This is a genomic window from Streptomyces sp. Ac-502 (assembly GCF_045222935.1).
Taxonomy (GTDB): Bacteria; Actinomycetota; Actinomycetes; order Streptomycetales; family Streptomycetaceae; genus Streptomyces; species Streptomyces monomycini.
In genome coordinates this window covers 1,181,735-1,207,665 of record NZ_JBHFFO010000001.1, presented here as the reverse complement: position 1 = coordinate 1,207,665, position 25,931 = coordinate 1,181,735, and the positions used below count along the sequence as shown (strand labels likewise).

The window sequence follows — 25,931 nt, the reverse complement described above, 5'->3', positions numbered from 1 at the left end:
TGCCGCGCCTTCCCTTCCTGCCCGAGGACTGTTCCAATACAGTCGACATAATACACCTGGCCCATAAACCTGGGGTTCACACGACGAAAGGAATCGTCATGTCCGAACAGCCGAAGGTACGGACCACGGAAGGTGTGGTGCAGGGGCTCCGGCGGCCGGGGCACACGGTGTTCCGCGGCATCCCCTACGCCCAGCCCCCGGTCGAAGCGCTCCGCTTCGCCGCGCCCGCGCCGCCGCACTCCTGGGAGGGGACGAGGCAGGCGGTCGAGTTCGGCCCCGTGGTGCCGCTGTCCCTGCCGATCCGCGTACCCCCGCAGGGCACCGACTGGCTGACGCTCAACATCGGCACTCCGGATCCCGGCGCGGCGGGGCTGCCGGTGCTGGTGTGGATTCCCGTGGGCGGCTACCTCTCGGCGGCGTCGAGCGACCCGATGTACGACCCGGCAGCGCTGGCCGAGGCGGGAGTCGTCGTGGTGACCGTCAACTGCCGCGTGGGCGCGGAGGGATTCGCGTTCCTCGACGACGTGCCGCCCAACCGCGGGTTCCTCGACCAGATCGCGGCGCTGGAGTGGGTGCAGCGCAACATCGCAGCCTTCGGAGGCGACCCCGGCCGGGTCACCCTGGGCGGGCAGTCCGCCGGGGCGGGCTCGGTCGCCGCCCTGCTGACGATGAAGTCCGCGCGCGGCCTGTTCCGGCGGGCCATCGCCCACTCGGTGCCGGGGCTGCACAGCACCCCCGCGCTGGCACGGCAGGTCACCGCCGCGTTCGCGGACCGGCTCGGCGCGGCGGCCCCCACCGCCGAGGCCCTCCGCGACATCGACCCATGGCGCCTGGCCGCCGAGCTCACCTCCTTCAACGCCGGCCTCCCCGCGCACCGGGAGAGCTGGGGGCGCCTCACCGAGACCGGCACCGCACTGTGCCCCGTCGTTGACGGCGAGGTCCTCCCGGAAACGCCCTGGTCCGCGCTGACCGGCGCCCGAGCGGGCGGGACCGAACTGCTCGTCGGCCACACCCGGGACGAATTCCGGTACTTCAGCGTCGTGAGCGGACGGTACGGCACGTTCACCGAGGAGGACGCCCAGGCAGCCCTGGACCTGCACGCCCCGCAACCGGACGGGGCGCGGGCCTACCGTGCCGCGTTCCCGCAGGCAGGCCCGGAGGAGCTGGTGGAGACGGTGTACTCCGACGCCCTCTTCCGCATGCCGTCACAGAAACTGGCCGAGGCGAACGCCGCAGCCGGCGGCACCTCGTACCTGTTCGAACTGTGCTGGGTTGCCCCGGCCCTCGACGGCATCCTGGGCGCCTGCCACAGCCTCGACGTGCCCCTGGCATTCGGCACGCTGGACAGCCCTGTCGCCACCCAGCTCATCGGCGCGAAACCCACCCCCGAGGCCCTCGCGCTCTCCCGCGAGCTCCAGCACGTCTGGGTCCGCTTCATCACCACCGGCGACGCGGGCTGGCCCGCCCACCGGCCCGGCGGTCACCTCACCCGCGTCCTGGACGCCGAGCCGAAGTCGCTGCCCTACCCCGAACAGGCATCCCGCCAGATCTGGGAAGGCCACACCCCCGTCCCCTTCGATCATTCGTAATGGTCCGGGTCGGCTCCTACGACGGCGACGCCGCCACGCACCTGCCCATCGGGGACAGCCTGAAGTGGCGTACAGCCAGGCAACACCCGGCCCGCTTGGCATCAGATCCCACCCGAGAGCACGCGGCGTGACGACTCCACACGAAGTGGACCAGACCCCAATTAGTTCGCTCCGGCCCCCGCCCGCACCCGGGCTCCCGCCGATACCGGCCGTGTGGTCCGCGTCCGGTGGGCGAGGTGGGCCTTCTTCGTGGCGATGTCGACCGTGTACGCGTCGATCGTCAGCGTCCCGGCCCCCGCCTTCAGCACCATGAACCCGTGCCGGGCGAAATCCTGCCAGGCGGCGGGGTGGGTGAAGTGGGCCCTGCCGTCGCCCGTCTTGGCCGCGGCGCCGCAGACGAGCTGCCGGGTGCCGCGGGTACGGTCGGTGGGCTCCAGGATCTGCAGGGTGTGGTCGTGCCCGGACATGATCAGGTCGGCGCGGCCGCACACCACCTCCTCGTACAGCTTCTTGAGGTGGATGCCGCTGGTGTAGTTGCCGATCACGAAGCCGTCGTACGCGCCGGCGCTGCCGTGCTTGCCGTTGTTCAGGTACGGGTGGTGGCCCAGCACCACCTTCCAGCGCGCGCGGGAGGCGGTCAGCGCGGCGTCCAGCCAGCGGCGCTGTTCGCGCATGTACGGGCCGTTCCAGTAGTAGTGCGGGTCGGTCTGCGCTACGTAGGAGGCGACCGGGTTGGTGTCGAGCGCGAAGAACTCGACGAGCGGTTCCCCCTGGGAGCCGTCTGCCGGGAGGGCGACGTTGTAGTAGCGGCCCGGCATGTACCAGCGGCGGGACGTGGCGGCGTACGCGACCTCGCGGTCACCGCGGGAGGGGTCGCCGCCGCTGCCGGGAATCAGCCCCGAACAGTCGTGGTTGCCCAGCACCATCAGCCACGGCACGTCGATACCGGTGTTGGGCAGCTCGAACTTCTCCGCGAACTCCGAGTCGTGGTCGGACTCCGGGCCGTTCTCGTAGATGTTGTCCCCGAGGCCGACCGCCAGCCCGACGTGTTCGGCGCGGCAGACCTCCGCGGCCGCCGCCGTGACCGCGTACTGCTCCGCCGCGCCCGTCCCGGCGTCACCGGTGATCAGGACGGCGTACTCGCCGGAGGGACCCGGCGCGGACGGGAGCGGGAACCGCCCCGGGGCGCCCGCCCGCGGCACGGCGGCCGCGGGCTGCTGCGCCCCGAACGGCAGCGCGGCCAGCGCCGCTCCCGCCACCGCCCCGCCCAGCAGCGTCCGCCGGTGCACACCGCGCGCCGCGGCCGGCGCGTCCACCGTGCCGTCCGGTACGGCGGTGTCGGTCGGTACGGCGGTGTCGGCGGGGCCGGGGCCGCCGTCCGCGCCCACTGGTCCTCGGTCAGGTCCGCCCGCGGCGGAATCAGCTCGTCGTCGCACATGGCTGGCTTTCTCTCACGGGCGGCGGGGCAACTGGTGACGGAGCCATGAACGCCGTGTGGACGTATGGGGAGTACGGCGTGGCGCGGCCCGGGCGTGCCACGCCACCCGGCCTCCCGGCCGGCCTTCCGGTCAGCGGGCGCGACGGGCCAGCCGGCGCAGTGTCCGGCCGCAGTGCCGGGCGTACAGGCGCTGGAACACCGGCACCACCGGCCCCGCCAGCCGGGTGTACCAGCGGCCCGGAACGCTGAAGGCCGTCATCGTGAACCACACCGCGCCGTCCTCCCGCATCTCGACCACGAAGGACTCCTCGCCGCGCTGCGGGTGGCCGGCCAGCGTGCCGTACGCGAAGCCGATGCGCTCGCTCTCGTACTCGCTCCACACCACCCGGCACGGCGCCCACAGCCGGGCGGGGCCGAGCCCCAGTGCGCACTCCACCCGGACGCCGGGCGCGGCCTCCGGCGCCGAGGCCCGTACCCGGACGCCCGCCGCGCGGTGCATCCGGAAGGACGTGACCGCGTGGCCCGCGGCTTCGAGGACCGCGCGGCCGTGGCCGAGGTAGGTGGCCTCGTGCAGCTGGCGGTATCCGCCGGGCAGCGGACGGTGGCGGGTGGCGCCCTGCTCGGCGTAGTTGAAGGGGCTGGGGGCGGAGGTGCTGCCGGTGGTCATGGGGGTCTGCTTCCTCGGGTGGCGATGGATGCGGGTGACGGTGGATGTGGCGGGCGGGGCGGTCGGTGGAGCGGTCACGCGGGTACGGGGGCGGCCGGAGGGGACGCGGCGGGCTCGTCCCTGAGGCGGCGCCAGGCGAGCAGCGCGCACAGGGCGAAGCCGAGCGCGTTGCCCAGGCCGTGGGTGGCGGCCATCCATGCCAGTGTGGGGTGCGGGATGCCGGTTGCCTCGCCGAGTGCCCAGCTCAGGGCGAGCAGCATGGTCGCGACGAGGACGACGGCCGAGGTGCCGAGCAGGCCCCGGGTGGTCCGGTCCGGCGCGGTGGTACGGACGTCCCGCCAGGTGACCAGGGCGACCAGCCACATGCCGGTGGTGAGGATCACCGCGCCGGCCAGTTCGGCCCAGTCGTCGACGAAGTAGCCCGCCAGGACGAACAGGGTGCCCACGGGCACGCTGAGCGCGGCGAGCGGCCCGGCCCGGCCGGGGCGTGCGGCGCGGCAGACGAGTCCGGCCACCAGGGCGGCGGCGAATCCGGCGAAGTGGAAGTGCGGCACGGTCAGCGACAGGATTTCCAGGTCGAAGCCGAACAGCTGGTGGCCCGAGCGTTCGGCGACCAGGGCGGTGCCGGCGACGGCAGGGGTGACCAGGGCCGTCAGCACCGCGATCTCACCCGGCGCGAGGCTGCGGGTGCGGGCCAGCCGGCGCGGTGCGTGCAGGGCGAGGGTGAGGGTGGCCAGCGCGTAGGCGGCGGCCAGCGCCGTGGCGGCGGCTCCGCGTGGCAGCCAGAGGGCCACCGCGCCCGCCGTGGCGGCGAGGGCCAGCGGCGCCGTAGCCACTGGGTGCCCGGTTCGCCGATCAGCGCGAGGCCGGTCGGCACCACGACGAACATGCCGAGCATGACGATGAGGTCGACCAGTGTGGTCATGAGTCCCCCAGACCCGGCACGGAGCCGGTTTGAACGTGTTCAACCCGTCGCGTCAGACAGTACGGGACGGGTTGAACGCGTTCAATTCCGCCCCCCGGGGAGGGGCGGCGGGACGTCAGCGCACCGAGCCGTCCCACTGCCACTCCGTGCGCCGCGGCAGTCCGGGAAGAGCGGTCCGGCCCGTGCGCTGGAGCAGGACGTCGAACCGCTCGTATCCGGGCGGAGTGGGCGGGGCGCCGGGGAACAGGCGGGACAGGACGGCGGCGCACAGGCCGCCGTCCGGTGCCCAGGTCATCCCGAGCGCGCGGGTGATGTCGTACGTGTGGAGAAGCAGTTCCGTCATGCCCATGGCGGCGAAACCGACGGCGTCCGCGTGCCCCCAGGGATGCCAGGCGCGGACGTCGGTGGGGGTGTCGCGGACCGTCGACCCGAGCAGGCGGGCCGCGATGCGCAGCCCCTCCAGGCAGTCCGGGACCGGGGCCCGGGGGTCGAGCGAGGCGAAGAGGGTGATGTAGCGGTCGGTGGGGCGGGCGATCAGCAGGCCCGCGTATCCGGTCAGCCCGAGGGCGAGGTGGTCGAGGGTCTCCCGGCAGGTCCAGGCGAGGCCGTCGGCGGGGCGCGACCAGTCCTGGTCCGCTCCTTCGAGGAGGGCGTCCAGGCAGGTGTCGGTGGCGGCGGCCAGCAGGTCGGGCCACGCGGTGGCGGCCGGCACCGGCAGAAGGGGCGCGGCGGTCGTGGTGGTCGTGGTCACCGGGCGTCCGCCCCGCTCTTCAGGACCTCGACCACGCTCGCATAACTGTCGGCGCCGTGGCCCGCGGCGCGGGTCCGTTCCATGGTGGCCTTCAGCAGGGCGGGCAGCGCGTTGTCGATGCCGCGGGCCGCCGCGGCGTGCAGGAGGTGGTCGATCGCGGCGATCTGGACGTCCACGGTGGCGTCGTCGCCCGGGTAGTGTCCGGCGTCCACCTGCGGCGCGTACGTGGCCAGGAAGCCGGTCACCGCGCCCAGCCAGCGGATCGCGACCGGAGTGAAGTCGGCGGCCCGGACGCCTTCCGCGCCGACCAGCGCGGTGCCGTGCAGCCAGCCGGTCAGGGCGGCCCACATCAGGCCGAGCAGCGCGGCGTCGTACAGCGACGCCAGCCCCGGGTCGGCGCCCAGATGCAGCGGGTCGCCCAAGGCCGCGAGGGTGGCGCGGTGGGTGTCGAACACCGTGCGCGGGCCGCTGTAGAGGAACATCATCTCGGGGCTGCCGACGCCCGGAGGGGTGGTCATGATCGCGCCGTCGAGGTAACCGGCGCCGTGCGCCCGTGCCCACGCGGCAGCCTCGGCGGCCTGCTCCGGCGAGCCGGAGGTGAGGTTGACCAGCGTCTTGCCCGCCAGTGTGTCCGCCACCGGGTCGAGGACGGTGTGCAGCGCCGGATGATCCAGCACGCAGGCGATGACGAGCGGGCTCGCCGCCACGGCCTCGGCGGGCGTCGCGGCCGCGACGGCGCCGCGCTCCGCCAGTGCTTCGGACTTGTGCGCCGAACGGTTCCACACCGTCGTGGCATGGCCGTTCGCCAGCAGCGCGGTCGCCAGCGCCGATCCCATCGATCCCAGCCCGAGCACCGTCACGGCCGCGCTTTCGCTTCCGGCCGTGCCTTCGTTCCCCATGTGCGTCTCCTCGTAGAGCCGCCGGCGGGACGTTCGCACCGGCGGCGGTCGATCACGTAGGAGCCACGCTCGCAGTGCCCGGGGGCCGGAACCAGTGGCAGGACTGACGGCCGCCACCAAATTCCTGCCATGGGTTTGCCGTGCGGGCCCTATCCTTCGGACATGAGCGCAGGAACCGTCGCGGTGGTCGTGACCGAGGAGATCGGCGTCCCGTCCTGGGACCTGTACGAACTGAGCATCCCCTGCACGGTCTTCGGCAAGCCGCAGCCCGACCTGGCCGACCCCTGGTACGACCTGTGGCTGTGCGGCACGGGCGAGCGGGACGACGGCCCGGCGGGCGGGGCCGGGCTGACGCTGCGCACTCCGTACGGCCTGGACGACCTCGTCGGCGCGCACACGGTCGTCGTCCCCTCCGTGCCCGACCCCTGCGTGGAGGAGGGCAGGCCACTGCCGCCGGCCCTGATCGATGCGCTGCGCCGCGCCTACGACGCCGGTGCCCGCATGGTGTCCCTGTGCACCGGTGCCTTCGCGCTCGCCGAGGCCGGACTGCTCGACGGCCGTCGTGCCACCGCCCACTGGATGCACACCGCCCAGCTCGCCGCGCGCTACCCGAAGGTGCGGGTCGACGACTCGGTGCTGTACGTGGACGACGGCGACGTGCTCACCAGCGCCGGGCTGACGGCGGGCCTGGACCTCTGCCTCCACCTGGTACGGCGTGACCTGGGCGCGCACGTCGCCAACCAACTGGCCCGCCGGATGGTCGTACCTGCCCACCGGCCCGGCGGCCAGGCGCAGTTCATCGACCTGTCCGTGCCCGCCACCGACGACGAGGGCCTGGCCCCCGTCCTGGCCTGGGCGCGCGCCCGCCTCGACCAGCCGCTGACGGTGGAGGACCTGGCGGAGCGCGCCGCGCTGAGTCCACGGACGTTCTACCGGCGTCTCCAGGCAGCCACCGGCACGACTCCGCTGCAATGGCTCCTCGACCAGCGTCTGGCGCGCGCCCAGAGTCTGCTGGAGTCGACCGACCTGCCGGTCGAGAAGATCGGCGAACTGAGCGGCCTCGGCACGGCGAACAACCTGCGCCACCACTTCCTCAAGCGCGTCGGGGTCTCGCCGTCCGACTACCGCCGAGCGTTTCCCCGTACGGCGCCGGAGGCGACACTCGCCGGGTGAGGCGCCACCGGTCCGTTACGTGTCCATGACTCGTCGGCTGAGGCACCGCCGTTCCGCAACACGTACTTACACGTCCATCGCCCCATGCCTCCCCGCCCCCGAAGCGAAGCGCGCCGCGCCCTTCATCGCGTCCGCCAGGACACTTCCCCCGTACCGGAGTTCCGCGGCCATGGCGGCCTGCTCCGGCAGACCCTCCTGGGCCAGGAGGAAGCGCGGTCGCTGCGCAGGCACGCCTGGGGGAAGCGGGCGATGGCGGCGGCCAGTTCCTCGGCCTCCGCGCGCGCCCGTCCGGGCGGCACCACCCGGTTGACCAGTCCCATCCCCAGTGCCTCGGCCGCACCCACCGGCCGGCCGGTCAGCACCATGTCCAGGGCCCGGCCGGTGCCGACGATGCGGGGCAGCCGTACCGTACCGCCGTCGATCAGCGGCACGCCCCAGCGGCGGCAGAACACCCCGAAGACCGCGTCCTCCTCGGCGACCCGCAGGTCGCACCAGAGAGCCAGCTCCAGGCCGCCCGCCACCGCGTGTCCGCCGACCGCGGCGATCACCGGCTTGTCCAGCCGCATCCGGGTGGGGCCCATCGGCCCGTCGCCGTCGGCCGCGACCCGGTTGCCGCGCTCGGTGCCGACCGCCTTGAGATCGGCGCCCGCGCAGAACGTGCCGCCCTCGCCCCACAGGACCGCGACGTGCGCGTCGTCGTCCGCCGCGAAGGCACGGAAGGCGTCGGCCAGTTGGCACGCCGTGGAGCCGTCCACGGCGTTGCGTGCCTCCGGCCGGGAGAGGACGACCGTGGTCACCGGGCCGGAACGCTCGACCCGTACGGTGCGGGCCGATCCGACGTCCGGCGCGCCGTTCGGGCCGTCGTCCGGCCCCAGGCCCGAGTCGCCCACCGGCCCGCCACCTGGCCCGCCCCCGGGCCCCCGCCGGTCATCCGGCGCCCTCCCCGGCAGCCACGGGCCGCGCCCGATCCAGAATCGCCGTCAGGTCGGCCGAGGTCGGCAGCGTCCCGAACGCGTTGCCCCACTCCCCGTCGAGCCGCGAGGCGCAGAACGCGTCGGCCACCGCCGGGTGGCCGTGCCGGACCAGCAACGCGCCCTGGAACGCCAGCGCCATCCGCTCCGCCAGCGTCCGGGCGGCGCGCTGCGCCCGCTCCGGGTCGTCGAGCGTGCCGAGCATCTTGCGGATGCCCGCGACAGCGGCGTCCAGCCGCCGGTCGGCGCCCGCGGCCGCGTCCACCTCCGCGAAGTACGCGTCCAGCGCGGCCGGTTCCTTGCCGAGGGCACGCAGTACGTCCAGCGCGGCGACGTTGCCCGAGCCCTCCCAGATCGACAGCAGCGGGGCCTCCCGGTAGAGCCGCGGCATGCCCGACTCCTCCACGTACCCGTTGCCGCCCAGGCACTCCAGGGCCTCCGCGGCGTGCGCGCTGCCCCGCTTGCACACCCAGTACTTGCCGACGGCCAGCCCCAGCCGGCGCAGCGCGGCTTCCTCCGCGTCCCCGCCCTGGGCCCGGTCCACGGCGGTCGCCAGCCGCATCGCCAGCGTCGTCGCCGCCTCCGACTCGATCGCCAGGTCCGCCAGTACCGCCCGCATCAGCGGCTGTTCGGACAGCGCGCGGCCGAACGCCTGGCGGTGCGCGGTGTGGTGCAGGGCCTGCCGCAGTCCGGCGCGCATCCCGGCCGCCGTGCCGATCACACAGTCCAGCCGCGTCATGTTCACCATCTCGACGATGGTCCGCACACCGCGCCCCGGCTCGCCGACCGGCCAGGCCACCGCCTCGTCGTACTCGATCTCGGAGGACGCGTTGGAGCGGTTGCCCAGCTTGTCCTTCAGGCGCATCAGCCGCATCCCGTTGCGCGTGCCGTCCGGCAGCACGCGCGGCAGCAGGAAGCAGCTCAGCCCTTCCGCCGTCTGCGCGAGCGCGAGGAACACGTCGCTCATCGGTGCGGAGGTGAACCACTTGTGCCCGGTGACGCGGTACGTGCCGTCGCCGGCCGGCACCGCCCGGGTGGTGTTGGCCCGTACGTCGGAGCCGCCCTGCTTCTCCGTCATCGACATGCCCGCGATCAGGCCCGCCTTGGTCAGCGGGGGCCGCAGTCCGTAGTCGTACGTACGGGCCGCCAGCAGCGGTTCGTACTGCTCCGCCAGCGCCGGCGCGGAGCGCAGGGCGGGGACGGCGGCGTACGTCATGGAGACAGGGCAGCCGTGCCCCGGCTCGGCCTGCGACCAGACGTAGAACTTGGCCGCGCGCACGAGGTGGGCGCCGGGCCGGGCCTCGGCCCACGGCGCGGCGTGCAGCCCGTGCTCCACCGCCACGGTCATCAGCTGGTGCCAGGCGGGGTGGAACTCCACCTCGTCGATCCGGTGGCCGAAACGGTCGTGGGTGCGCAGCCGGGGCGGCTGCTCCTCGGCGGCCCGGGACTGCTCCAGCACCGCTTCCGTCCCGGCGAGCGCGCCCAGCTCCCGCACCTCCGGCGCGCCCCACCCGGCGCCCGCCCGGTGCAGCGCCTCCAGCAGGGCCGGGTCGTCCGCCGTGCTGAACCCGGTCAGCGGCGGGGCCTGATTCACGACTTCATGGGTGACGGTCATACCGTGGACGTTACAGATTTCTGACAGGCGCGGGAAGGGTGTAATGGGATGGAGGGCGGTGATCACAGGGTCGGCGGCGGCCCGCTTAAGGTGGAGGCCGACCGACGGACTGCGAGGGGACTGAACGTGACGAAACCGGGCCGGACCACCGGGGAGAGCGGTGCGGACCGTACGGAGCGTGCGGGTGGCAGGCGGCGGGTGCCGCTGCTCCTGGCGGTGGCGGGCGCCGCCTACCTGCTCGACCTGGGCAGCAAGGTGGCCGTGGTCGCGGAGCTGGAGCACGGCGCGCCCGTCAAGGTGTTCGGCGACTGGCTGGAGCTGCGGGTGCTGCGCAACTCCGGCGCGGCGTTCGGCATCGGCGAGGCGACCACCATCCTGTTCACGCTCATCGCCGTGGCCGTCACCGTGGTGATCGTCCGCCTGGCGCGCAAGCTCTACAGCGCCCCCTGGGCGATCGCGCTGGGCCTGCTGCTGGGCGGTGGACTCGGCAACCTGACCGACCGCCTCTTCCGTACCCCCGGCGACTTCCAGGGCGCGGTGGTCGACTTCCTCCACGTACGCGGCTTCAGCATCATGAACTTCGCCGACTGCGCGATCGTCTGCGGCGGCATCCTGATCGTGCTGTTCTCCTTCCTCGGGTGGGAGCTGGACAACAAGGACAAGCCGGAGAGGAGGGCGGGGGAGACGGTGGGGGACACGGCCGTCGCCGACCCGCCGGGCGCCTCCTAGGATTCCGCCCGATGGACGACGACACTTCCGTACGCGATCCTGTACGCGACTCCGTGCGCCGCTCTCTGCGCGACTCCGTACGCGACGACACGCGGCACCTCGGCCTGCGGCCCCTCACCGCCCGTTCCATCGTGCTCAGCACCCTCCTCGGTCACCACCCGCCCCGCCTCCCGGCGCGCGCCCTGGTACGCGTCGGTGAGCTCTTCGGCATCGCCGAGGGCACCGTGCGGGTCGCGCTGTCCCGGATGGTCGCCGCCGGCGACCTCCAGCAGGACGACGGCACGTACGGACTCACCGCGCGGCTGCTGGAACGCCAGGCGCGGCAGGACGAGAGCCGTACGCCACGCACCCGGCGCTGGACCGGCGGCTGGGAGATCGCCGTGGTCACCGCCGAAGCCCGCCCGGCCGCCGAACGCACCGCGCTGCGCCAGGCCATGGCGGAACTGCGCCTCGCCGAACTGCGCGAAGGCACCTGGCTGCGCCCCGGCAACCTGGAACGCGACCGCCCGCCCGTGATCACCCGGCAGTGCACCCTGCTCACCGGCACTCCGGACGGCGACCCGGCGGAGCTGGCGCGCGGGCTGTGGGACCTGGACGGCTGGGCGGCGCGGGCCCGCGCGCTGCTGGCCGCGCTGTCCGACGCCACGTCACCGGCCGGGCGCTTCACGGTCTCGGCCGCCGTACTGCGGCACCTCCTCGCGGACCCGCTGCTGCCGGAGGCCCTGCTCCCGGCCGACTGGCCGGGCGCCGAACTGCGCCGCCGCTACGACTCCTTCGAGGGCGAGCTGCGCGATCTGCTGCGGCAGTACGTGGCTCCCGGCGGCACGGCCTGAGGGCGGGCGGCCGCTGAAGAGCGCTTCTCGGGCCGAACCCCTGCCATGTTCGACGGCCACGGCCACGGCCACGGCCACGGCCACGGCCCCCGTCCCGTTCCCGGCCCCGAGCGGCCTCTGCGGCGAAAAGCCTCAGCGACCCTCGAAGAGGAAGTCCAGGAAGAGAGCCGCCGACAGCAGCGCCGCGCTCCCGCCCGCCGTCAGTCCGTTACGGGTCATCCGCGCGTCCAGCCGGACGAACGCCTTCCGCCCGCGCGCGGTGCCGAAACCGCCCGACGACAGCACGTCACGCGCGTCCATCTGCACCGACAGCAGGCCCTGCGAACCGCCGCGCTGGAGCAGCGTCGTGTCGTCGAGCGTGGACAGCAGCGCGAGCAGCGCGTCCATCCGGGCCGTCACCTCGGAGGCACCGGCCGCACGGGACTGGCGCAGCGCGGGCAGGGCCACGCCCAGCACGTTCGGGAAGCCGGAACGGGCCTGGCCGACGGCGCCGGGCACGCCGTAGTACTGCCGGGCCCGGCCGCCGGGCGACCGGCTGGCCGCCGGGGCGCCGCCGTCCGGCAGGCGCGCCAGGGTGGCGGCCGCCTCACAGGTCTCCACGTCCGAACGGCAGTTCGTCGCGGCGGCGCCGGCCACCAGCAGGCCCACGGACCACAGCGCTCCCCGCTTGCCGGGCGCACCCGCACCCGCCTCCAGGGCCCGCTGCTCGCCCGCCCGGCCCAGCCGCCCGAGCTGCTCGCGCAGCCGCCGGTCCAGCGGCCGGCCCATGGCAGCCTCGGCCATGGAGGCGAAGGGGCGTGCAACAGCTCGGCGGCGTGCAACGCGAGCGGGTCCGGCTTCGGGGCCAGCACCGTCTGTGCCGTACAGGCGGCGACGGCGAGGTCGGCGAGCCGCAGGGGGAGGGGGCGGTCCGGGGAGGGGTGCGGAACCGTGTGCAGGACGGGGCGCTCGTGCGACGGCGGCACGTCGCGGCGCGCGGTGTCCGGCCGTAGCCTCTTCATGATCGACCTGCCGCGGACCGCGGAACGGGCTGAAGAAGTAGGAGTACCCATCGGTTCGCGCTCCCTCCGTGTTACGCCACGCCCTCCGAATCCCTCCCAGAAGAGTACGGCTTCGCTCACCCGGCCGACGCTCCGCCCCCTGGTATGTCCGGTCCGCGCCCCCGTGCCATCCGCCCGGAGCGCCGCACCGCCGGTCATCCGCGCCACCGCGGTTCTCGTCGCTTCCTCCAACGGACCTCGCACATGCCAGGTGCTTTCCCACGGAGTAATTGCAGATGAGAGATGATCTGCCATACGGTGCCGCACATGCAGTCCTACACGATCGGCCAGGCCGCGCGCCTGCTCGGCGTCAGCCCCGACACGGCCCGCCGCTGGGCCGACGCCGGCAAGGTCCCCACCCACCGGGACGAATCCGGCCGCCGGCTGATCGACGGCCGCGACCTGGCCGCGTTCTCCACCGAACTCGCCAAGAACGGCACCACGGAGGACGACACCTCCCACACCTCGGTCCGCAACGCCTTCCCCGGCATCGTCACGGCGATCAAGCTGGGCGACGTGGCGGCACAGGTGGAGATCCAGGCCGGTCCGCACCGGCTGGTCTCCTCCTCACCCGGGAAGCGGTGGAGGAACTCGGACTGGAGGTCGGCGTGCGGGCCACCGCCCGCGTGAAGTCGACCAATGTCCATGTCGACCGCGCCTGACGCGCGCCCGCCCCGCCTCGTCCCCAAGGAGCCGATCCCGATGTCCCGCACCTTCGGCGTCACCCGTCGCCGCGCCGTCGCCGCGGCCCTGGCCGTCGCCGTCCTCGCCCCGCTCACCGCCGCCTGCGGCAGCGGTGACGACTCGTCCGGGGCCGAGGGGAGGACCACGCTCAAGGTCCTCGCCGCCGCGTCCCTGACCGATGTCTTCGCCAAGGCCGCCGACGCGTACCACAAGGAACATCCCGACGTCACGGTCAAGTTCTCCTTCGCCGGCTCCCAGCAGCTCGCGGCCCAGGTCAACCAGGACTTCCCGGCCGACGCCCTGGTCACGGCGGACACCCGCACCATGGACGGGCTGCACGGCAAGACCGGCGCACCGCAGATCATCGCGAAGAACCGCCTGGTCATCGCCACGGCCGAGGGAAACCCGAAGCACATCACGGGTCTGAAGGACCTGGCCTCCACCAACAAGCTCAAGGTCGTGCTCGCCGCGCCCGCCGTCCCCGTCGGCCGCTACAGCAAGAAGGTCCTGGACCGGCAGGACATCACGGTGCAGCCGGTCTCCCAGGAGCAGGACGTGCGCGGCGTGCTGAGCAAGGTCGAGCTGGGCGAGGCGGACGCGGGCATCGTCTACGCCACCGACGCGATGACCGCGCCCGACAAGGTGGACGCCGTCCAGGTGCCGGACGAGCAGAACGCGATCGCCGAGTACCCGGCGGCCACGCTCAAGGTCTCGCAGCACGCGAAGGAGGCCGACGCGTTCGTGAAGTGGCTCGGGGGCGCACCGGCGCAGAAGCTCCTGCGCGACGCCGGCTTCCAGAAGCCGTGATCCGAGTCGTGCCCCGAGCCGTGCCCCGAGCCGTCTTCCGATGAAGCGCCACCACCGCGAACGAGAGCGGGCCACCGCCCCCGGCCTGCGCGCCCCCTCGCCCTCGCGCTGCCCGCCGTCCTGGCGGTGGCGTTCCTGCTCGTACCCATGGCGGGCATCCTCGCCCGGACGTCCTGGGGCGACCTCGGCACCCATCTGACCTCCCCCGAGGTCACCGAGGCCCTGCGGATCTCCCTGGTGGTGTCCTTCTGGTCGCTGGGCCTGTCCCTGCTGCTCGGTGTGCCGCTGGCCTGGCTGCTCGCGCGCGTCGACTTCCCCGGCAAGGCCGTGGTGCGCTCCCTGGTGCTGCTGCCCATGGTGCTGCCGCCGACCGTCGGCGGTGTGGCGCTGCTCCTCGGCTTCGGGCGGCGGGGCCTGCTGGGCGGCTGGCTGGAGAGCTGGTTCGGTGTGCAACTGCCGTTCCACACCGCGGGCGCGGTGGTCGCCGCGACCTTCGTCTCGATGCCGTTCCTGGTCATCAGCCTCGAAGGCGCGCTGGCCGGACTGCATGTGCGCTACGAGGAGACGGCGGCCTCGCTCGGCGCCGGCCCGCTGCGCGTCTTCCGTACGGTCACCCTCCCCATGATCGCCCCCGGGCTCGCCGCCGGAGCGGCCCTGACCTGGGCACGGGCGCTCGGCGAGTTCGGCGCGACCATCACCTTCGCGGGCAACCTGCCGGGCGTCACCCAGACCCTGCCCCTCCAGGTCTACCTGCTCCTTCAGGACAGCACCGAGGCCGCCACCTCCGTCTCCCTCCTGCTCCTCGCCATCGCGACGGCCGTCCTGGTCGCGCTGCGCGGCAGATGGGCGGGCGGGGGCGGCACGGCCCGGGGGCGCACGAGCGGCGCGGTGACGCGTACGGACGCGGACGGCGACAGGGCACCGGATGCCGCCGGCACGTGGCCCGACCACATGACCGGCGCGTCCGACGCCCCCGGCACGCCCGTCTCCCCGGGCCCGCCCACCGCCACCACCGCGCACGCCGAGGGCGCCGACGCGGCCCCCACCGCCCCCGGCGACAGCTCCGGCGACGTCTCCCGCACCGGGCGGTGGCCGCTGCACGCGGACGTCACCGGCTTCAACCGGCTCCCCCTCGACGCCGCCCCGGGCACCACCATCGCCGTCGTCGGCCCCAACGGCGCGGGCAAGACCACGCTGTTGCGCGCCCTGCTCGGCCTCACGCCGCGGGCGCACGCCGCACTGACGCTCGGCGAGCGGGACGTCAGTACCCTGCCGCCGCACCGCCGCGGCGTCGCCTGGGTCCCGCAGGACGGCGCGCTCTTCCCCCATCTGACGGCCCTCGGCAACACGGCGTACGGGCTGCGCGCCCACGGCACCGGCCGTGCCGAGGCCCGCCGCGAGGCCCAGCTGTGGCTGGACCGGCTCGGCGTCGGCCACCTCGCGCACCGCCGGCCCGCCCAGCTCTCCGGCGGCCAGGCCGGACGGGTCGCACTGGCCCGCGCGCTGGCCGCCCGCCCCCGCCTGCTGCTGCTCGACGAGCCGCTGGCCGCCCTCGACCAGAGCACCCGCGCGCACGTCCGGCACACCCTGCGCCGGCACCTGGCCGGCTTCGGCGGCGTCTGCCTGATGGTCACCCACGACCCGGTCGAAGCGGTCTCGCTCGCCGACCGCGTCCTGGTCCTGGAGGACGGGCGCACCATCCAGGACGCCGTTCCCGCCGAGGTGACCCGGCATCCGCGCTCGCCGTGGGTGGCGCGGATGCTCGGCCGCAACGCGTGGCCGGGGACCGCCACCGGCGACGGACTGCGGATGACGGGCGCCGGGCGGCTGGTCGCCGCCGACCCGCTGCCCGAGGGCACCGGCGCGCTGGCGGTCATCGGCCCCGAAGCGGTCTCCGTGCACCGGACGCGCCCGTCCGGCAGCCCGCGCAACGTCTGGCCGGGCCGGGTACGGGAGATCACCGCGCTCGGCAGCCGGCTGCGGGTCCTCGTCGGGTCGCCGGAGGTGCCCGACCTGGTCGGCGAGATCACCCCGCAGGCCGCCGCGGAACTCGGCCTGGCCGAGGACACCGAGGTCTGGGTGAGCGTGAAGGCGACCGAGGTGACGCTCGTACCGGTCTGAGCGGCGGCCCGCCGTACCGGAACCAAACCCTCCGCGGGGATGGTGGCGTTGCGCCGCCCCGGGGGCCCGTGCGCGGTGCGTGCGGACGCCCGCCGCGCGTGCCCCGAGCCCCCGAACGCGCTCCTGCGGCACCCCCGGCTCGGACAAGCGCTCGATACGCCCGGGCAGACCATGCGCTCCGTCACCGGGGGTGCGCCCCTACCCGGCAGAAGGGGGTGCCATGCGGAGCCGTCGGCCCCCACTCCGGCGGTGCGGAGGCAGGACGGACCGCCGAGGCGCTACCGCGCGCTCTGCCGGTGCCGTCCGTGGCCGTGGTTGTCTCGTACTCGTCGAATTCATGACGGCTCGGAAAACGCACCGCAGGAACTCGGTGGAACCACGGGGAAAGCCCGCGGGATAGCCGGGAAAGAGCGTGCTTCCACGGGACGTCATGCATCCCCAAGGCCGCCGGGAAACCGAGCGGTGAGCGACGGGAGCACAGGTCGATGGAATTTCCTCAGGGAACGGAAACGAGCGGACGCGGTGAGGTCCGGGGGCGTGGGGCCCGAGGAGCGACGGCGGCGGCGGTCCTGCTGGCGGCCGGCGCGCTGAACGTGGCGGCCGAAGGGCCGGCCGAGGCCCGCAGCGGTGCCACGTGGGACCGGCTGGCCGGGTGCGAGAGCGGAGGCAACTGGCGGGCCGACACCGGCAACGGCTACTCCGGCGGACTGCAGTTCGCCCACTCCACCTGGCGTTCCTTCGGCGGCGGCAGGTACGGGTCCCGGGCGGCGCGGGCCTCCCGGGCCCAGCAGATCAGGATCGCCGAACGGGTGCTGGCCCGCCAGGGCTGGGGCGCCTGGCCGGCCTGCTCGGCCCGGCTCGGCCTGCGCTCGTCCGGTACGCGGCACAGCGCGCCGGACTCCGCCCGCTGGCCGGCGCCGCGCGCCGACACCCAGGCCCGCACGAACGGTTCGAGCCGGTACCGCGAGCGGCTGCGCAGCCCCCGGCACCGGGACGCGTCCGGCAGCCGGTACGGCCACGCCAAACCGTACAAGCAGCGCGACGCCCGGCCCCGGGCGGCCTCCGGCGGGCATGTCGTCAATCCCGGGGAGACGGTGAGCGGCATCGCGTACGCGTACGGCTGGGGCTGGCGGGAGTTCTACCGCCTCAACCGCCAGGTGATCGGGGCGAATCCGGACCTCATCCACCCGGGAATGCGACTCGCCGTACGCCGCTCCGGCACCGGCTGACGGTAAGCCGACAAACCGTAAATCGGCCGGCCGAAATCCGTTCGGCCGCAAGGAGCCGCGGCACGTAATCCCTTCCCACCCTCCCGGGAATTCCCCGTGACGAATTCCCATGGAACGGCGGTCCGGCTGGGGGCGGGCGGACCGCCGCGGGAAGCGGTGGGCACCGGCAGGCCGTCCGTGGCGCCGCGGACGGCCTGCACGACTCGGGCTCCGGCGGCCGGGCGCCGGGTCCATCCGGTCCATCCGGTCCGTCCGGTTCAGCCGGTGGCGCGCCGCCGCCGTACCTCGTAGGCCGCCAGGACCACACCCACCGTGAGCAGGCTCAGCCAGAACTGCGCCCGGCTGTCCGGCAGGAAGGCCATCGCCACGATCACCGTGGCCATCAGTGCCACGGTGGCCCGGCTGAGCCAGGGGAACAGCCACATCCGCAGCGTCAGCCGCTGCGGTTCCTCGCGTTCCAGCTTGCGGCGCAGGCGGAGCTGGGCGACCGCGATCGCCAGATAGACGAACAGGGCGACGGCACCGTAGGAGTTGATCAGGAACCGGAAGACGACGTCGGGGAGGCCCACGCCGCGATCACCGACAGGTATCCGGCGGACGTCCCGGCGAGCAGCGCCCGGCGCGGCACCCCGCCGCGGCTGAGCCGGGTGAAGCCGCGCGGCGCGTCCCCGTTGCGGGTCAGGGCGAACAGCATCCGCGACGAGGTGTAGAGCGCGGAGTTGAGGCAGGAGAGCACGGCGATCAGGACGACGGCGTTCATGACCGTGGCGGCGGCGGGCACGTCCAGCCGGTCCAGCACCGCCGCGTACGGACTGACCTCGACGGCCGGGGAGGTCCACGGCACGACCGCCACGACGACGAGCACCGACAGCACGTAGAAGCCCACCACGCGCAGCACGATCGAGCGGATCGCCGCCGCCACGGCGCGCTCCGGCTCCACCGACTCGGCCGCCGCGATGGTCACGATCTCCGCGCCGGTGAAGAAGCCGACGCAGGGCACCACCGCCGCCAGGACCGCACCGGCCCCCTCGGGCGCGAAGCCGCCGGAGTCGGTGAGGTGCGCCAGGCCGCCGTGGGCCCGCGGCCACAGCCCGGTCAGGTACAGCGCGCCGAGGAAGAGGAACACCACGATCGCGATGACCTTGACCGACGAGAACCAGTACTCGAACTCGCCGAAGGAGCGGGCCGAGACCAGGTTGGTCGCGGTCAGCAGCGCCATCAGTGCCAGGCTGACGGCCCACAGCGGCACGCCGGGCAGCCACAGCCGGACGATCCGGCCGCCCGCCACCGCCTCGACGGCCACCACGATCACGAAGAAGTACCAGTACAGCCAGCCGACCGTGAAGCCGGCGCGGTGCCCCAGGGTCTCGCGCACATGGGCGTAGAACGAGCCGAGGGCGGCCGGGCCACCGTCATCTCCGCCAGCATCCGCATGATCAGGACGGTGAGGAGACCGGCGGCGAGGAACGACAGCACGGCGGCCGGGCCGGTGGACCGGATGACCACGCCGCTGCCCACGAAGAGGCCCGCGCCGATCACGCCGCCCAGCGCGATCAGGCTCATGTGGCGTCGCTTGAGGCCCTTGCGCAGGTCCCCGCCGCCCTGCCCCTCGGCCGGCCCGCCGCCCTGCCCGTCGGCCTGTCCGCCGTCCGCTGCGGTGGCCGGTGCCGTCTCGCGTGATGTTCCCGTACTCATGCGGGCCGACGCTATCGGCGCATTCCTGCGGGGCTGTTGCCGCAGTGTTTCGGCTGCCGGGGCAGTGGCCCCGGGCGTCAGAGCGGCAGCACGCACACCGGAACCGGCGCCGCGAACGGCTCACCCAGCCGCCGCAGCCCGCCCCGGGCACCCACCGCGAACACCGTCACCGTCCCCGACCGCTGGTGCGCCGCGAAGAGCAGCCGCCCGTCCGGCGAGAAGGCGAGGTGGCGGGGAAGTCACCGCCGGACGGCACCGTGTCCAGCAGCCGCAGCCGGGCGCCCGCCGCCTCGACCGCGTAGCGCGTCAGGCTGTTGTGGCCGCGGTTGGCGAGGTAGGCGAAGGCGCCGTCGCGGGTCACCAGGAACTGCGCCGGGTAGCTGGTGCCGGGGCCGGTCCCGGTGGACTGCGGCGCGCCCGGCGTGAGTGTGCCGGTGGCCGGGTCGTACACGCAGACCACGGCGGTGTTGTCCACCTCGTTGGCCAGGTAGGCGTAGCGGCCCGACGGGTGGAAGGTGAGGTGCCGCGGGCCCGCGCCCGGGCGCAGCGTGACGTACGAGATCTGGGTGAGCTTTCCGGCGGTGGTGTCCAGCCGGTAGGTGTAGACGGTGTCGTTCCCCAGGTCGACGGCGAGGGCATGGCGGCCGTCCGGGCTGGTGACGATCTGGTGCGCGTGCGGCCCGGTCTGCCCCGGCCCCGGCGGGGGAGCGGTGTGGGTGACCAGATCCGTACGCTCGCCGAGCGCGCCGTCACGGGCCGGATCGACAGGGTGCACGGCGACGCTGCCCGACAGGTAGTTGGCGCTCAGCAGCCAGCGCCCGCCGGGGTGCACGGACAGGTGGCACGGCCCGGCACCGCCGGTGGAGCGGCTGCCGAGGACCCGGTGGCGGCCGTCGGCGCGCAGGGCGACGGCGGTCACCGCCCCTGCTGCTGCTCATTGACGGTGTACAGGGTCCGGCCGCAGGGTGAGAGGGCCAGGTAGGACGGGTCGCCGACGCCGTCGATCACCCCGGTCGCGGTGATCCGGCCGCGGACCGTGTCGTATCTGCCGAGGCCCACGCCGGTGCCGCCGCCCGGTACGGAGGTGTACGTACCCAGGAACAGCGGCCGGACCGCGTACGGCCGGGGGCGAGCACCGGACCCGGCCTGCCCGGGTGCGGCCTCCCCGGACGCGGCCGCGCCGCCGAGGCTGCCGCCGGCCGCGGTCAGCGCGGCGCCCGCCACGACCGTACGCAGGAAGCGGCGGCGGCCGGTCTCTGCCCGTGCCCTGCTGTCCATGCCACACCTCGGGGTCCGGAGATCGCGGTCGGCAGCCAGCGTGGCCCGGACCGGCCGCCCCGGCAAGGGGCGTGCCGCGGCTCGCGTGGCGCTTTGGTGTCGGCCGAAGGCCGGACGGCCCGTACGTCCCGATGATGACCAGGTCCCCCTCGCGTAGGACCGGAGGCATACGGCACGACCAATCCGTGGAGGGATTCGCCCGACCCCCTCCCTTCCGTAGCTTCGTGATCAAGCACATGCACGACCAGGAGGCCACGGATTCATGTACGGCAAGGCATTCGCCCCGGAGTACCAAGGCGAGCTGGGCACCGCCCTCAGCGTGAACTCGTCCTACGAGGACGTGCTCGCCACGGCCCGCCGCGCGCGGCGCGACGCCCGCACGGACCTGGAGCGCGCCCGTGCCTCCTCGCCGTCGCCGAGGCCAACCGGCGCCTGGGACGGGTCGGCGAGGCCCGTACGGCCTGGCGCGACAGCTACCGCAGCGCCCGCGGAGCCGATGACCGCGGCGCGATGTCCTGGGCCCTGTGGAGCGGCGGCACGCTCGCCCGCCAGTGCGGCTCCCTCGCGCTCGCCCGCAGGCTGCTGGCCCTGGCCGTCACCCTCGCCGACGAGGGCGGCGACCGCCTCGCGCACGGTTACTCCCTCGCCGGACTCGCCGAGACCGGCCGCATACAGGGCGACTACGCCGCCGTTGCCGACCTGCACGAGCAACTGCTCGAACAGGCACGGGCGCACGGCGAGGCCCGCCACATGGTGTGGGCGATGTCCGGCATCGCGCAGATGCACCGCAACACCGGCGACTACGCCAAGGCCCTGGAGCTGTTCGAGGAGTCCGCCCGGATAGCCGCCGACGGCGACGACGCACGGGGCCGCGCCTGGTCGCTGCGCGGCGTGGCCGACGTACTGTCCGTACAGGGCCACACCGAACAGGCCCTGTCCCTGCTCAGCGAGGCCGAGACCATCTGCCGCACCATGGACCTCGCCAGCGCCCTCGCCTACAACCACAAGATGCGCGGCAACGTCCTGTTCCGGGCCGGGCGCTACGCCGAGGCCTGCGCGGTCTACGACGGCGCACTGCGCGAGTTCGAGGACATGCACGAGCCGCGCGGCACCGCCCTCTCCCGCCTCGGGCTGGTCAAGTCCCGCTCCCGGATGGGCGGCTCGAAGGACCAGACGCTCACCGAACTGGACGAGCTGGAGCGCGACTTCGGGCGGATCGGGCTGCGGCACGCCCGGGACATGGTCATCGCGTTCCGCGCCGAGCTGCTCCCGTCGGCGGAAGAAAGTCCCGCAGCTCCGTACGGTGCCACCACGCGCCGGTCTCCCGCAGTTCCCGCCACGTCGTGAAGCGGTACTGGAACAGCCGGGCCCGCACCAGCGCGGGCGGCGCGTCCGGGAACGGGTTGTGGCGCAGCAGCCGCACCGTGTCGGGGTCGTTCTCCAGCAGGCGTTCCACGAACGGCCCGAACCAACTGCGCGCGTAGCCGGGCGACAGCGCCGCGAACCACATCAGCCAGTCCAGCCGCAAGTGATAGGGCGCGAACTGGCGCGGCAGCCGCCGCACCCCGCCCGGCTTGCCCCGGAACCCGTACTCCCGCCACACCGCGTCCGGCGAGGCCACCGCCGCGTCCGTGCCCTCGATCACGATCTCCCGGCGGACGCGGGTGACGCTGCCGAAAGCCCCGTAGGAGTTGACCAGGTGCAGCGGGTCGAAGGAGGTGTTCATCAGCTGCTGCCGGGACAGCAGATTGCGTACCGGACGGTAGCTGCGGTAGGCGACGAAGACGGTGACGGCCACGGTCAGCACCGCGAACCAGACCGGGGAGCGGCGGACGCGGACGCGGGCGCGTCGGCGAGCGAGGAGACGTCCACGGCGGACAGGGCCAGGGCGACGGTCAGCCAGTTCAGCCAGGCGAAGTTGCCGGACAGCACCAGCCACAGCTGCGTCACCGCGATCCCCAGCGCCGCCCAGGTGGCCACCGGCTGCGGCGTGAACAGCAGCACCGGCAGCACCAGTTGCGCGAAGTGGTTGGCAGCCGTCTCCACCCGGTGCAGCGGCTTCGGCAGCCGGTGGAAGAACCAGCTGAGCGGGCCCGGCATCGGCTGCGTCTCGTGGTGGTAGTAGAGGCAGGTCAGATCGCGCCAGCAGCGGTCACCCCGCATCTTGATCAGCCCGGCCCCGAACTCCACCCTGAACAGCAGCCAGCGCAGCAGCCACATCACGAGCACCGGCGGCGCCGTGTCGTCGTTGCCGAGGAAGACGGCGAGGAACCCGGTCTCCAGCAGCAGCGACTCCCAGCCGAAGCTGTACCAGGTCTGTCCGACGTTGACGATGGACAGGTACATCACCCACAGCACCGCCCACAACGCCATCGCCACGCCCAGCGGCACCGCGTCGGCCGCCCCGGCGGCCACGGCCGCGGCCAGCAGGGCGCCCGCCCAGGACCACAGCGCGAAGAACCGGTCCGAATAGCGCCAGTGGAACACCGAGGGCGCCTTGCGGAACGGCGCCCGGCGCACGAAGTCCGGCACCGGCGTCATCCCGCGCTCGCCCAGCAGCGCCCGGAACTGCCGCGCCGCCGCCACGAACGCCACCAGATACAGCACGGCCAGCATCCGCTGGAACACCAGCCGCCCCAGCCACACGTCGCTCTCCGTGAACCAGTCCACAGGACCATCCCTAGCACCGCCGGGCACCGCGCCGCCCGTCCGGCACGCGGCGCGCACGAGATGTACCGGACCGCCGCACCGTGCAGGCTGGAACCATGCCCGAACTGCCGGAAGTCGAAGCCTTGCGGGAATTCCTCGACGGGCACGCCGTCGGCCGGGTCCTGGTCCGCGCCCAGCCCGCCGCCGTCAACGTGCTCAAGACGTACGACCCGCCGCTGACCGCCCTCGAAGGCGGCACGGTCACGGCGGTGGCCCGGCACGGGAAGTTCCTGGACCTCACCGTCGGCGGCCTGCACCTGGTGATCCACCTGGCCCGCGCCGGCTGGCTGCGCTGGCAGGACGCCCTGCCCGACGCCCCGCCGCGCCCCGGCAAGGGCCCGCTGGCCCTCCGCGTCCGGCTGAGCGCCGAAGGAACCGGCCCGGCGCCCGGCTTCGACCTCACCGAGGCCGGTACGCAGAAGCGGCTGGCGGTGTACTGCGTGACCGACCCGGCGCAGGTCCCCGGTGTCGCCCGGCTCGGTCCCGACCCGCTCGCGGCGGACTTCACGGAGGAGTCCCTGGCGGCCCTGCTCAAGGGGAACGGCGGCAGGTCAAGGGCGTACTGCGGGACCAGAGCGTGCTGGCCGGCATCGGCAACGCCTACTCCGACGAGATCCTGCACGCGGCCCGTATGTCCCCCTTCAAGCCCGCCGCCCGCCTCGGCCCCGAGGACACGGCCCGGCTGTACGCCGCCGTACGGGACACGCTCCTGGCGGCGGTGGAACGGTCCAGAGGGGTGGCGGCCGGGCAGCTGAAGAAGGAGAAGAAGAGCGGGCTGCGGGTGCACGGCCGTACCGGCGAGGCGTGCCCGGTCTGCGGTGACACCGTCCGAGAGGTCTCCTTCAGCGACTCCTCGCTCCAGTACTGCCCCACCTGCCAGACCGGCGGCAAGCTGCTGGCCGACCGGCGGATGTCCCGGCTCCTGAAGTAGGGCCCGGTACGGTGGCGGGTACGGCAACCGGGTGAACGCCGGACGACAACCGGAAGGGCGCCGGGCGGCGGGCGGGCGGGGCCGCGGAGCCCGCCGGAGCCGGTGCGGCGACCGGCGCGCGGGACGAGGCGGAATCTCTGCATTGTCCCCGACTTGACTTCATATCCGGTAAATGTCGAGCGCCCGCCGGTCGCGGTCGCTAATCTGGTGGTCGACGGACGGCCTGTCCGGTAGATGCCAACACCCTTGGCCCGTCGCGGGAAGTGCCGCAAACCCTGGCCGACATCCCGGTTTGTGCGAAGGCGCCACCGCGTCGGAAGTGTTCCCTCGATGAAGGAGTGCGTGGTGGCATTGGAAAACGCGCAACGCAAGCAGCCGCGGCCCAAGCCGGGCGAGCGGCCGGGTCGGATCAAGGAAGTCCGCAATCTGGAGGTCTGGGGCCGCTGTGTCCCGGTCAGAGTCGCCGGCTGCGACGACGACCCCACCGAGACCCACATCTTCCGCGGCATCGACTGACCGGGACCGCCGCACCGGACGGCCGGAGTCCGTGGGCCACGCACGGCCCACGGACTCCGGCCGGCCGGCGCCGTCGGTCGTCACGGCCGGCGGCCCAGCAGGCACAGCAGCCGGGTGAGGTCGTCGGCACCGGGCGGCGGTGTGACGGGATCGGCGAACATCGACGTACCGGCGAGTTCGTCCGCGTACGGCTCGACCTCGCGCAGGGCGGCGGCCGCCAGGTCCTGCGGCAGGTTCTCGTCGGCGCGGATCGCCCGGGACAGGTCCCAGGAGTGGACCACCGCGTCCATCGTCATCTGCGAGCAGTACCCGGCGGCCGTACCGGTCCCGGACGACAGATGCACCGTACGGTCCAGCGCGCCGGGCTCGGAGAACGCCGCGACCGCGGCCACCGCCGCCCGGTCCCAGGCGCCGGCCGGGTCGTCGCCCAGCTGGTCACCGTCGTAGGCGTCCCCGACCTCTTCGATCGTGGCGCCGTCCCGCACCAGCCGCGGCACCCACAACTGCTCCACGGTCAGGTGGCCGACCAGATCGCGCACCGACCACTCGGCGCACGGGGTCGGGTCGTCCCACTGGTCGTCCCGCACCCGGCGGACCCGGCTGCCGAACAGGGCGATGGCCTCACCGTGCCGGCGCAGAATCTCGGCGTGGTTTCCGGTCCCCTCCGTATCGGGACCGTTCTTGTCCTCTTCGTGTTGGCTCATGCTCACCGAGGATAGGAGTGGGTACGGCGGCCACCGTGGCGCGACGCACGGACACAGCCAGGGATGCGCGGACGCCCTGAGCGACGCACGGACACCCTCCGGGACGCACGCCGCCCCCTCAGGACGGATACAGCGCGCTCCGCGGCACGATCCGCTGTTCCTGACCGGAACTCGACCACAGCAGCTTCATGTGCGCCTCACCGGTCCGCTCGGTGGGCTCCACGCGGAGCGTGTGCCGGTGCCCGGCGGTCAGCGCGACGGACGCCCGGTCGGTCCGCGCCTCGTGCGGAGCGGTGCTGCCGATGACGAGCCGGCCGTCCACCCACAGCCGTACGGTGTCGTCGGAGACGGCGGTGAGGGTGTACGGCCGGCTGTACAGCGGCCGGATCGAGCCGGTCCAGCGGGTGGCGAAGTGGTCCGCCGGGATGCTGACGGCGGGGGAGCCGTCGAAGCGGTAGGACTTGTTGATCACCGGATCGACGGTGGTCACCGCGGGCGGCCCGTCGAACCTGTCGTTCGCCCAGCTCCGCGCCGTCAGCCCGGTGCCGTGCCCGGCGGGCGCGGCGGCCGGCGGCCGGTGCGCCGGGGCCGGTCAGGAGGGCGCCGAGCAGGGCCGTGGCCGCGCCC

At 73.8% G+C, this 25,931-nt stretch carries 16 protein-coding genes and 8 pseudogenes; 11 read left to right on the top strand and 13 right to left on the bottom strand.

The genetic code is table 11. The features are described from left to right. Positions 1-98: 98 nt before the first annotated feature. A complete protein-coding gene (locus ACEXOX_RS05215; protein WP_406519284.1) occupies positions 99-1,589 on the top strand; it encodes a carboxylesterase/lipase family protein in 1,491 nt (496 codons plus the stop codon). A 161-nt stretch (positions 1,590-1,750) separates the two neighbouring features. Here the strand turns inward: ACEXOX_RS05215 and ACEXOX_RS05210 are convergent, their stop codons facing one another. The 5 genes and pseudogenes from ACEXOX_RS05210 to ACEXOX_RS05190 all read right to left on the bottom strand — a co-directional run bounded on the left by ACEXOX_RS05210 (position 1,751) and on the right by ACEXOX_RS05190 (position 6,269). Next, positions 1,751-2,977 carry a metallophosphoesterase gene (locus tag ACEXOX_RS05210; protein WP_406519283.1) on the bottom strand — a complete coding sequence of 409 codons (1,227 nt, stop codon included), beginning with the start codon at positions 2,975-2,977 and terminating at the stop codon, positions 1,751-1,753. A gap of 180 nt (positions 2,978-3,157) precedes the next feature. Beyond that, positions 3,158-3,694 (bottom strand): DUF1990 family protein, encoded by a 537-nt coding sequence (locus ACEXOX_RS05205; RefSeq protein ID WP_030022452.1) that lies wholly within the window; start codon positions 3,692-3,694, stop codon positions 3,158-3,160. Positions 3,695-3,768: 74 nt separating this feature from the next. Beyond that, a pseudogene (locus ACEXOX_RS05200) lies at positions 3,769-4,619 on the bottom strand (YndJ family protein). A gap of 115 nt (positions 4,620-4,734) precedes the next feature. Further along, complete coding sequence (locus ACEXOX_RS05195; RefSeq protein ID WP_406519282.1) at positions 4,735-5,370, bottom strand: maleylpyruvate isomerase N-terminal domain-containing protein; 636 nt, start codon at positions 5,368-5,370, stop codon at positions 4,735-4,737. Continuing rightward, positions 5,367-6,269 carry an NAD(P)-dependent oxidoreductase gene (locus ACEXOX_RS05190; protein ID WP_406519281.1) on the bottom strand — a complete coding sequence of 301 codons (903 nt, stop codon included), beginning with the start codon at positions 6,267-6,269 and terminating at the stop codon, positions 5,367-5,369. Before ACEXOX_RS05190 ends, ACEXOX_RS05195 begins: the two co-directional genes overlap by 4 nt. Before the next feature lie 183 nt (positions 6,270-6,452). Between ACEXOX_RS05190 and ACEXOX_RS05185 the strand changes: the two genes are divergently transcribed. After that, on the top strand, positions 6,453-7,442 hold the full coding sequence (locus tag ACEXOX_RS05185; protein ID WP_406526237.1) for a GlxA family transcriptional regulator: 990 nt from the start codon (positions 6,453-6,455) through the stop codon (positions 7,440-7,442). 66 nt (positions 7,443-7,508) lie between these two features. Here ACEXOX_RS05185 and ACEXOX_RS05180 read toward each other — a convergent pair. Both ACEXOX_RS05180 and ACEXOX_RS05175 read right to left on the bottom strand, forming a co-directional pair. Then, a pseudogene (locus tag ACEXOX_RS05180) lies at positions 7,509-8,317 on the bottom strand (crotonase/enoyl-CoA hydratase family protein). A gap of 52 nt (positions 8,318-8,369) precedes the next feature. Continuing rightward, positions 8,370-10,028: an acyl-CoA dehydrogenase family protein gene (locus tag ACEXOX_RS05175; protein WP_406519280.1), complete on the bottom strand. Its 1,659-nt coding sequence runs from the start codon at positions 10,026-10,028 to the stop codon at positions 8,370-8,372. 126 nt (positions 10,029-10,154) lie between these two features. Here ACEXOX_RS05175 and lspA point away from each other — a divergent pair, with 126 nt between their 5' ends. Then, the gene (gene lspA, locus ACEXOX_RS05170; protein WP_406519279.1) at positions 10,155-10,757 is read left to right on the top strand and encodes a signal peptidase II; all 603 of its coding nucleotides are present in this window, start codon (positions 10,155-10,157) and stop codon (positions 10,755-10,757) included. 11 nt (positions 10,758-10,768) lie between these two features. After that, a complete protein-coding gene (locus tag ACEXOX_RS05165; RefSeq protein ID WP_406519278.1) occupies positions 10,769-11,590 on the top strand; it encodes a PaaX family transcriptional regulator C-terminal domain-containing protein in 822 nt (273 codons plus the stop codon). Positions 11,591-11,722: 132 nt separating this feature from the next. Here the strand turns inward: ACEXOX_RS05165 and ACEXOX_RS05160 are convergent, their stop codons facing one another. Next, positions 11,723-12,853, bottom strand: coding sequence for a triphosphoribosyl-dephospho-CoA synthase (locus ACEXOX_RS05160; protein WP_406519277.1), 1,131 nt, complete (start codon positions 12,851-12,853; stop codon positions 11,723-11,725). Positions 12,854-12,897: 44 nt separating this feature from the next. Here ACEXOX_RS05160 and ACEXOX_RS05155 point away from each other — a divergent pair. The 4 genes and pseudogenes from ACEXOX_RS05155 to ACEXOX_RS05140 all read left to right on the top strand — a co-directional run bounded on the left by ACEXOX_RS05155 (position 12,898) and on the right by ACEXOX_RS05140 (position 17,471). Continuing rightward, positions 12,898-13,292 (top strand): annotated as a pseudogene (locus ACEXOX_RS05155) (molybdopterin-binding protein). Between the two features lie 40 nt (positions 13,293-13,332). After that, entirely contained in the window at positions 13,333-14,121 is a 789-nt protein-coding gene (modA, locus tag ACEXOX_RS05150) for a molybdate ABC transporter substrate-binding protein (RefSeq protein WP_406519276.1), read from the top strand. Between the two features lie 147 nt (positions 14,122-14,268). Then, the gene (locus ACEXOX_RS05145; protein ID WP_406526236.1) at positions 14,269-16,242 is read left to right on the top strand and encodes an ABC transporter permease; all 1,974 of its coding nucleotides are present in this window, start codon (positions 14,269-14,271) and stop codon (positions 16,240-16,242) included. Between the two features lie 485 nt (positions 16,243-16,727). After that, complete coding sequence (locus tag ACEXOX_RS05140; protein WP_406519275.1) at positions 16,728-17,471, top strand: transglycosylase family protein; 744 nt, start codon at positions 16,728-16,730, stop codon at positions 17,469-17,471. Positions 17,472-17,728: 257 nt separating this feature from the next. Here ACEXOX_RS05140 and ACEXOX_RS05135 read toward each other — a convergent pair. Further along, a pseudogene (locus ACEXOX_RS05135) lies at positions 17,729-19,166 on the bottom strand (amino acid permease). A 77-nt stretch (positions 19,167-19,243) separates the two neighbouring features. Then, positions 19,244-20,444 (bottom strand): annotated as a pseudogene (locus ACEXOX_RS05130) (lactonase family protein). Between the two features lie 262 nt (positions 20,445-20,706). Between ACEXOX_RS05130 and ACEXOX_RS05125 the strand changes: the two are divergent. Continuing rightward, positions 20,707-21,791: pseudogene (locus tag ACEXOX_RS05125) on the top strand (tetratricopeptide repeat protein). Here the strand turns inward: ACEXOX_RS05125 and ACEXOX_RS05120 are convergent. Next, positions 21,688-23,114: pseudogene (locus tag ACEXOX_RS05120) on the bottom strand (lipase maturation factor family protein). The pseudogenes ACEXOX_RS05125 and ACEXOX_RS05120 overlap by 104 nt on opposite strands. 95 nt (positions 23,115-23,209) lie before the next feature. Here ACEXOX_RS05120 and ACEXOX_RS05115 point away from each other — a divergent pair. Beyond that, positions 23,210-24,084, top strand: a pseudogene (locus ACEXOX_RS05115) (Fpg/Nei family DNA glycosylase). A gap of 345 nt (positions 24,085-24,429) precedes the next feature. Beyond that, entirely contained in the window at positions 24,430-24,600 is a 171-nt protein-coding gene (locus tag ACEXOX_RS05110; RefSeq protein ID WP_154806360.1) for a hypothetical protein, read from the top strand. Positions 24,601-24,680: 80 nt separating this feature from the next. Here the strand turns inward: ACEXOX_RS05110 and ACEXOX_RS05105 are convergent, their stop codons facing one another. After that, complete coding sequence (locus tag ACEXOX_RS05105) at positions 24,681-25,304, bottom strand: TIGR03086 family metal-binding protein (RefSeq protein WP_406519274.1); 624 nt, start codon at positions 25,302-25,304, stop codon at positions 24,681-24,683. 118 nt (positions 25,305-25,422) lie between these two features. Then, complete coding sequence (locus ACEXOX_RS05100) at positions 25,423-25,842, bottom strand: PA14 domain-containing protein (RefSeq protein WP_406526235.1); 420 nt, start codon at positions 25,840-25,842, stop codon at positions 25,423-25,425. Positions 25,843-25,931: the final 89 nt, after the last annotated feature.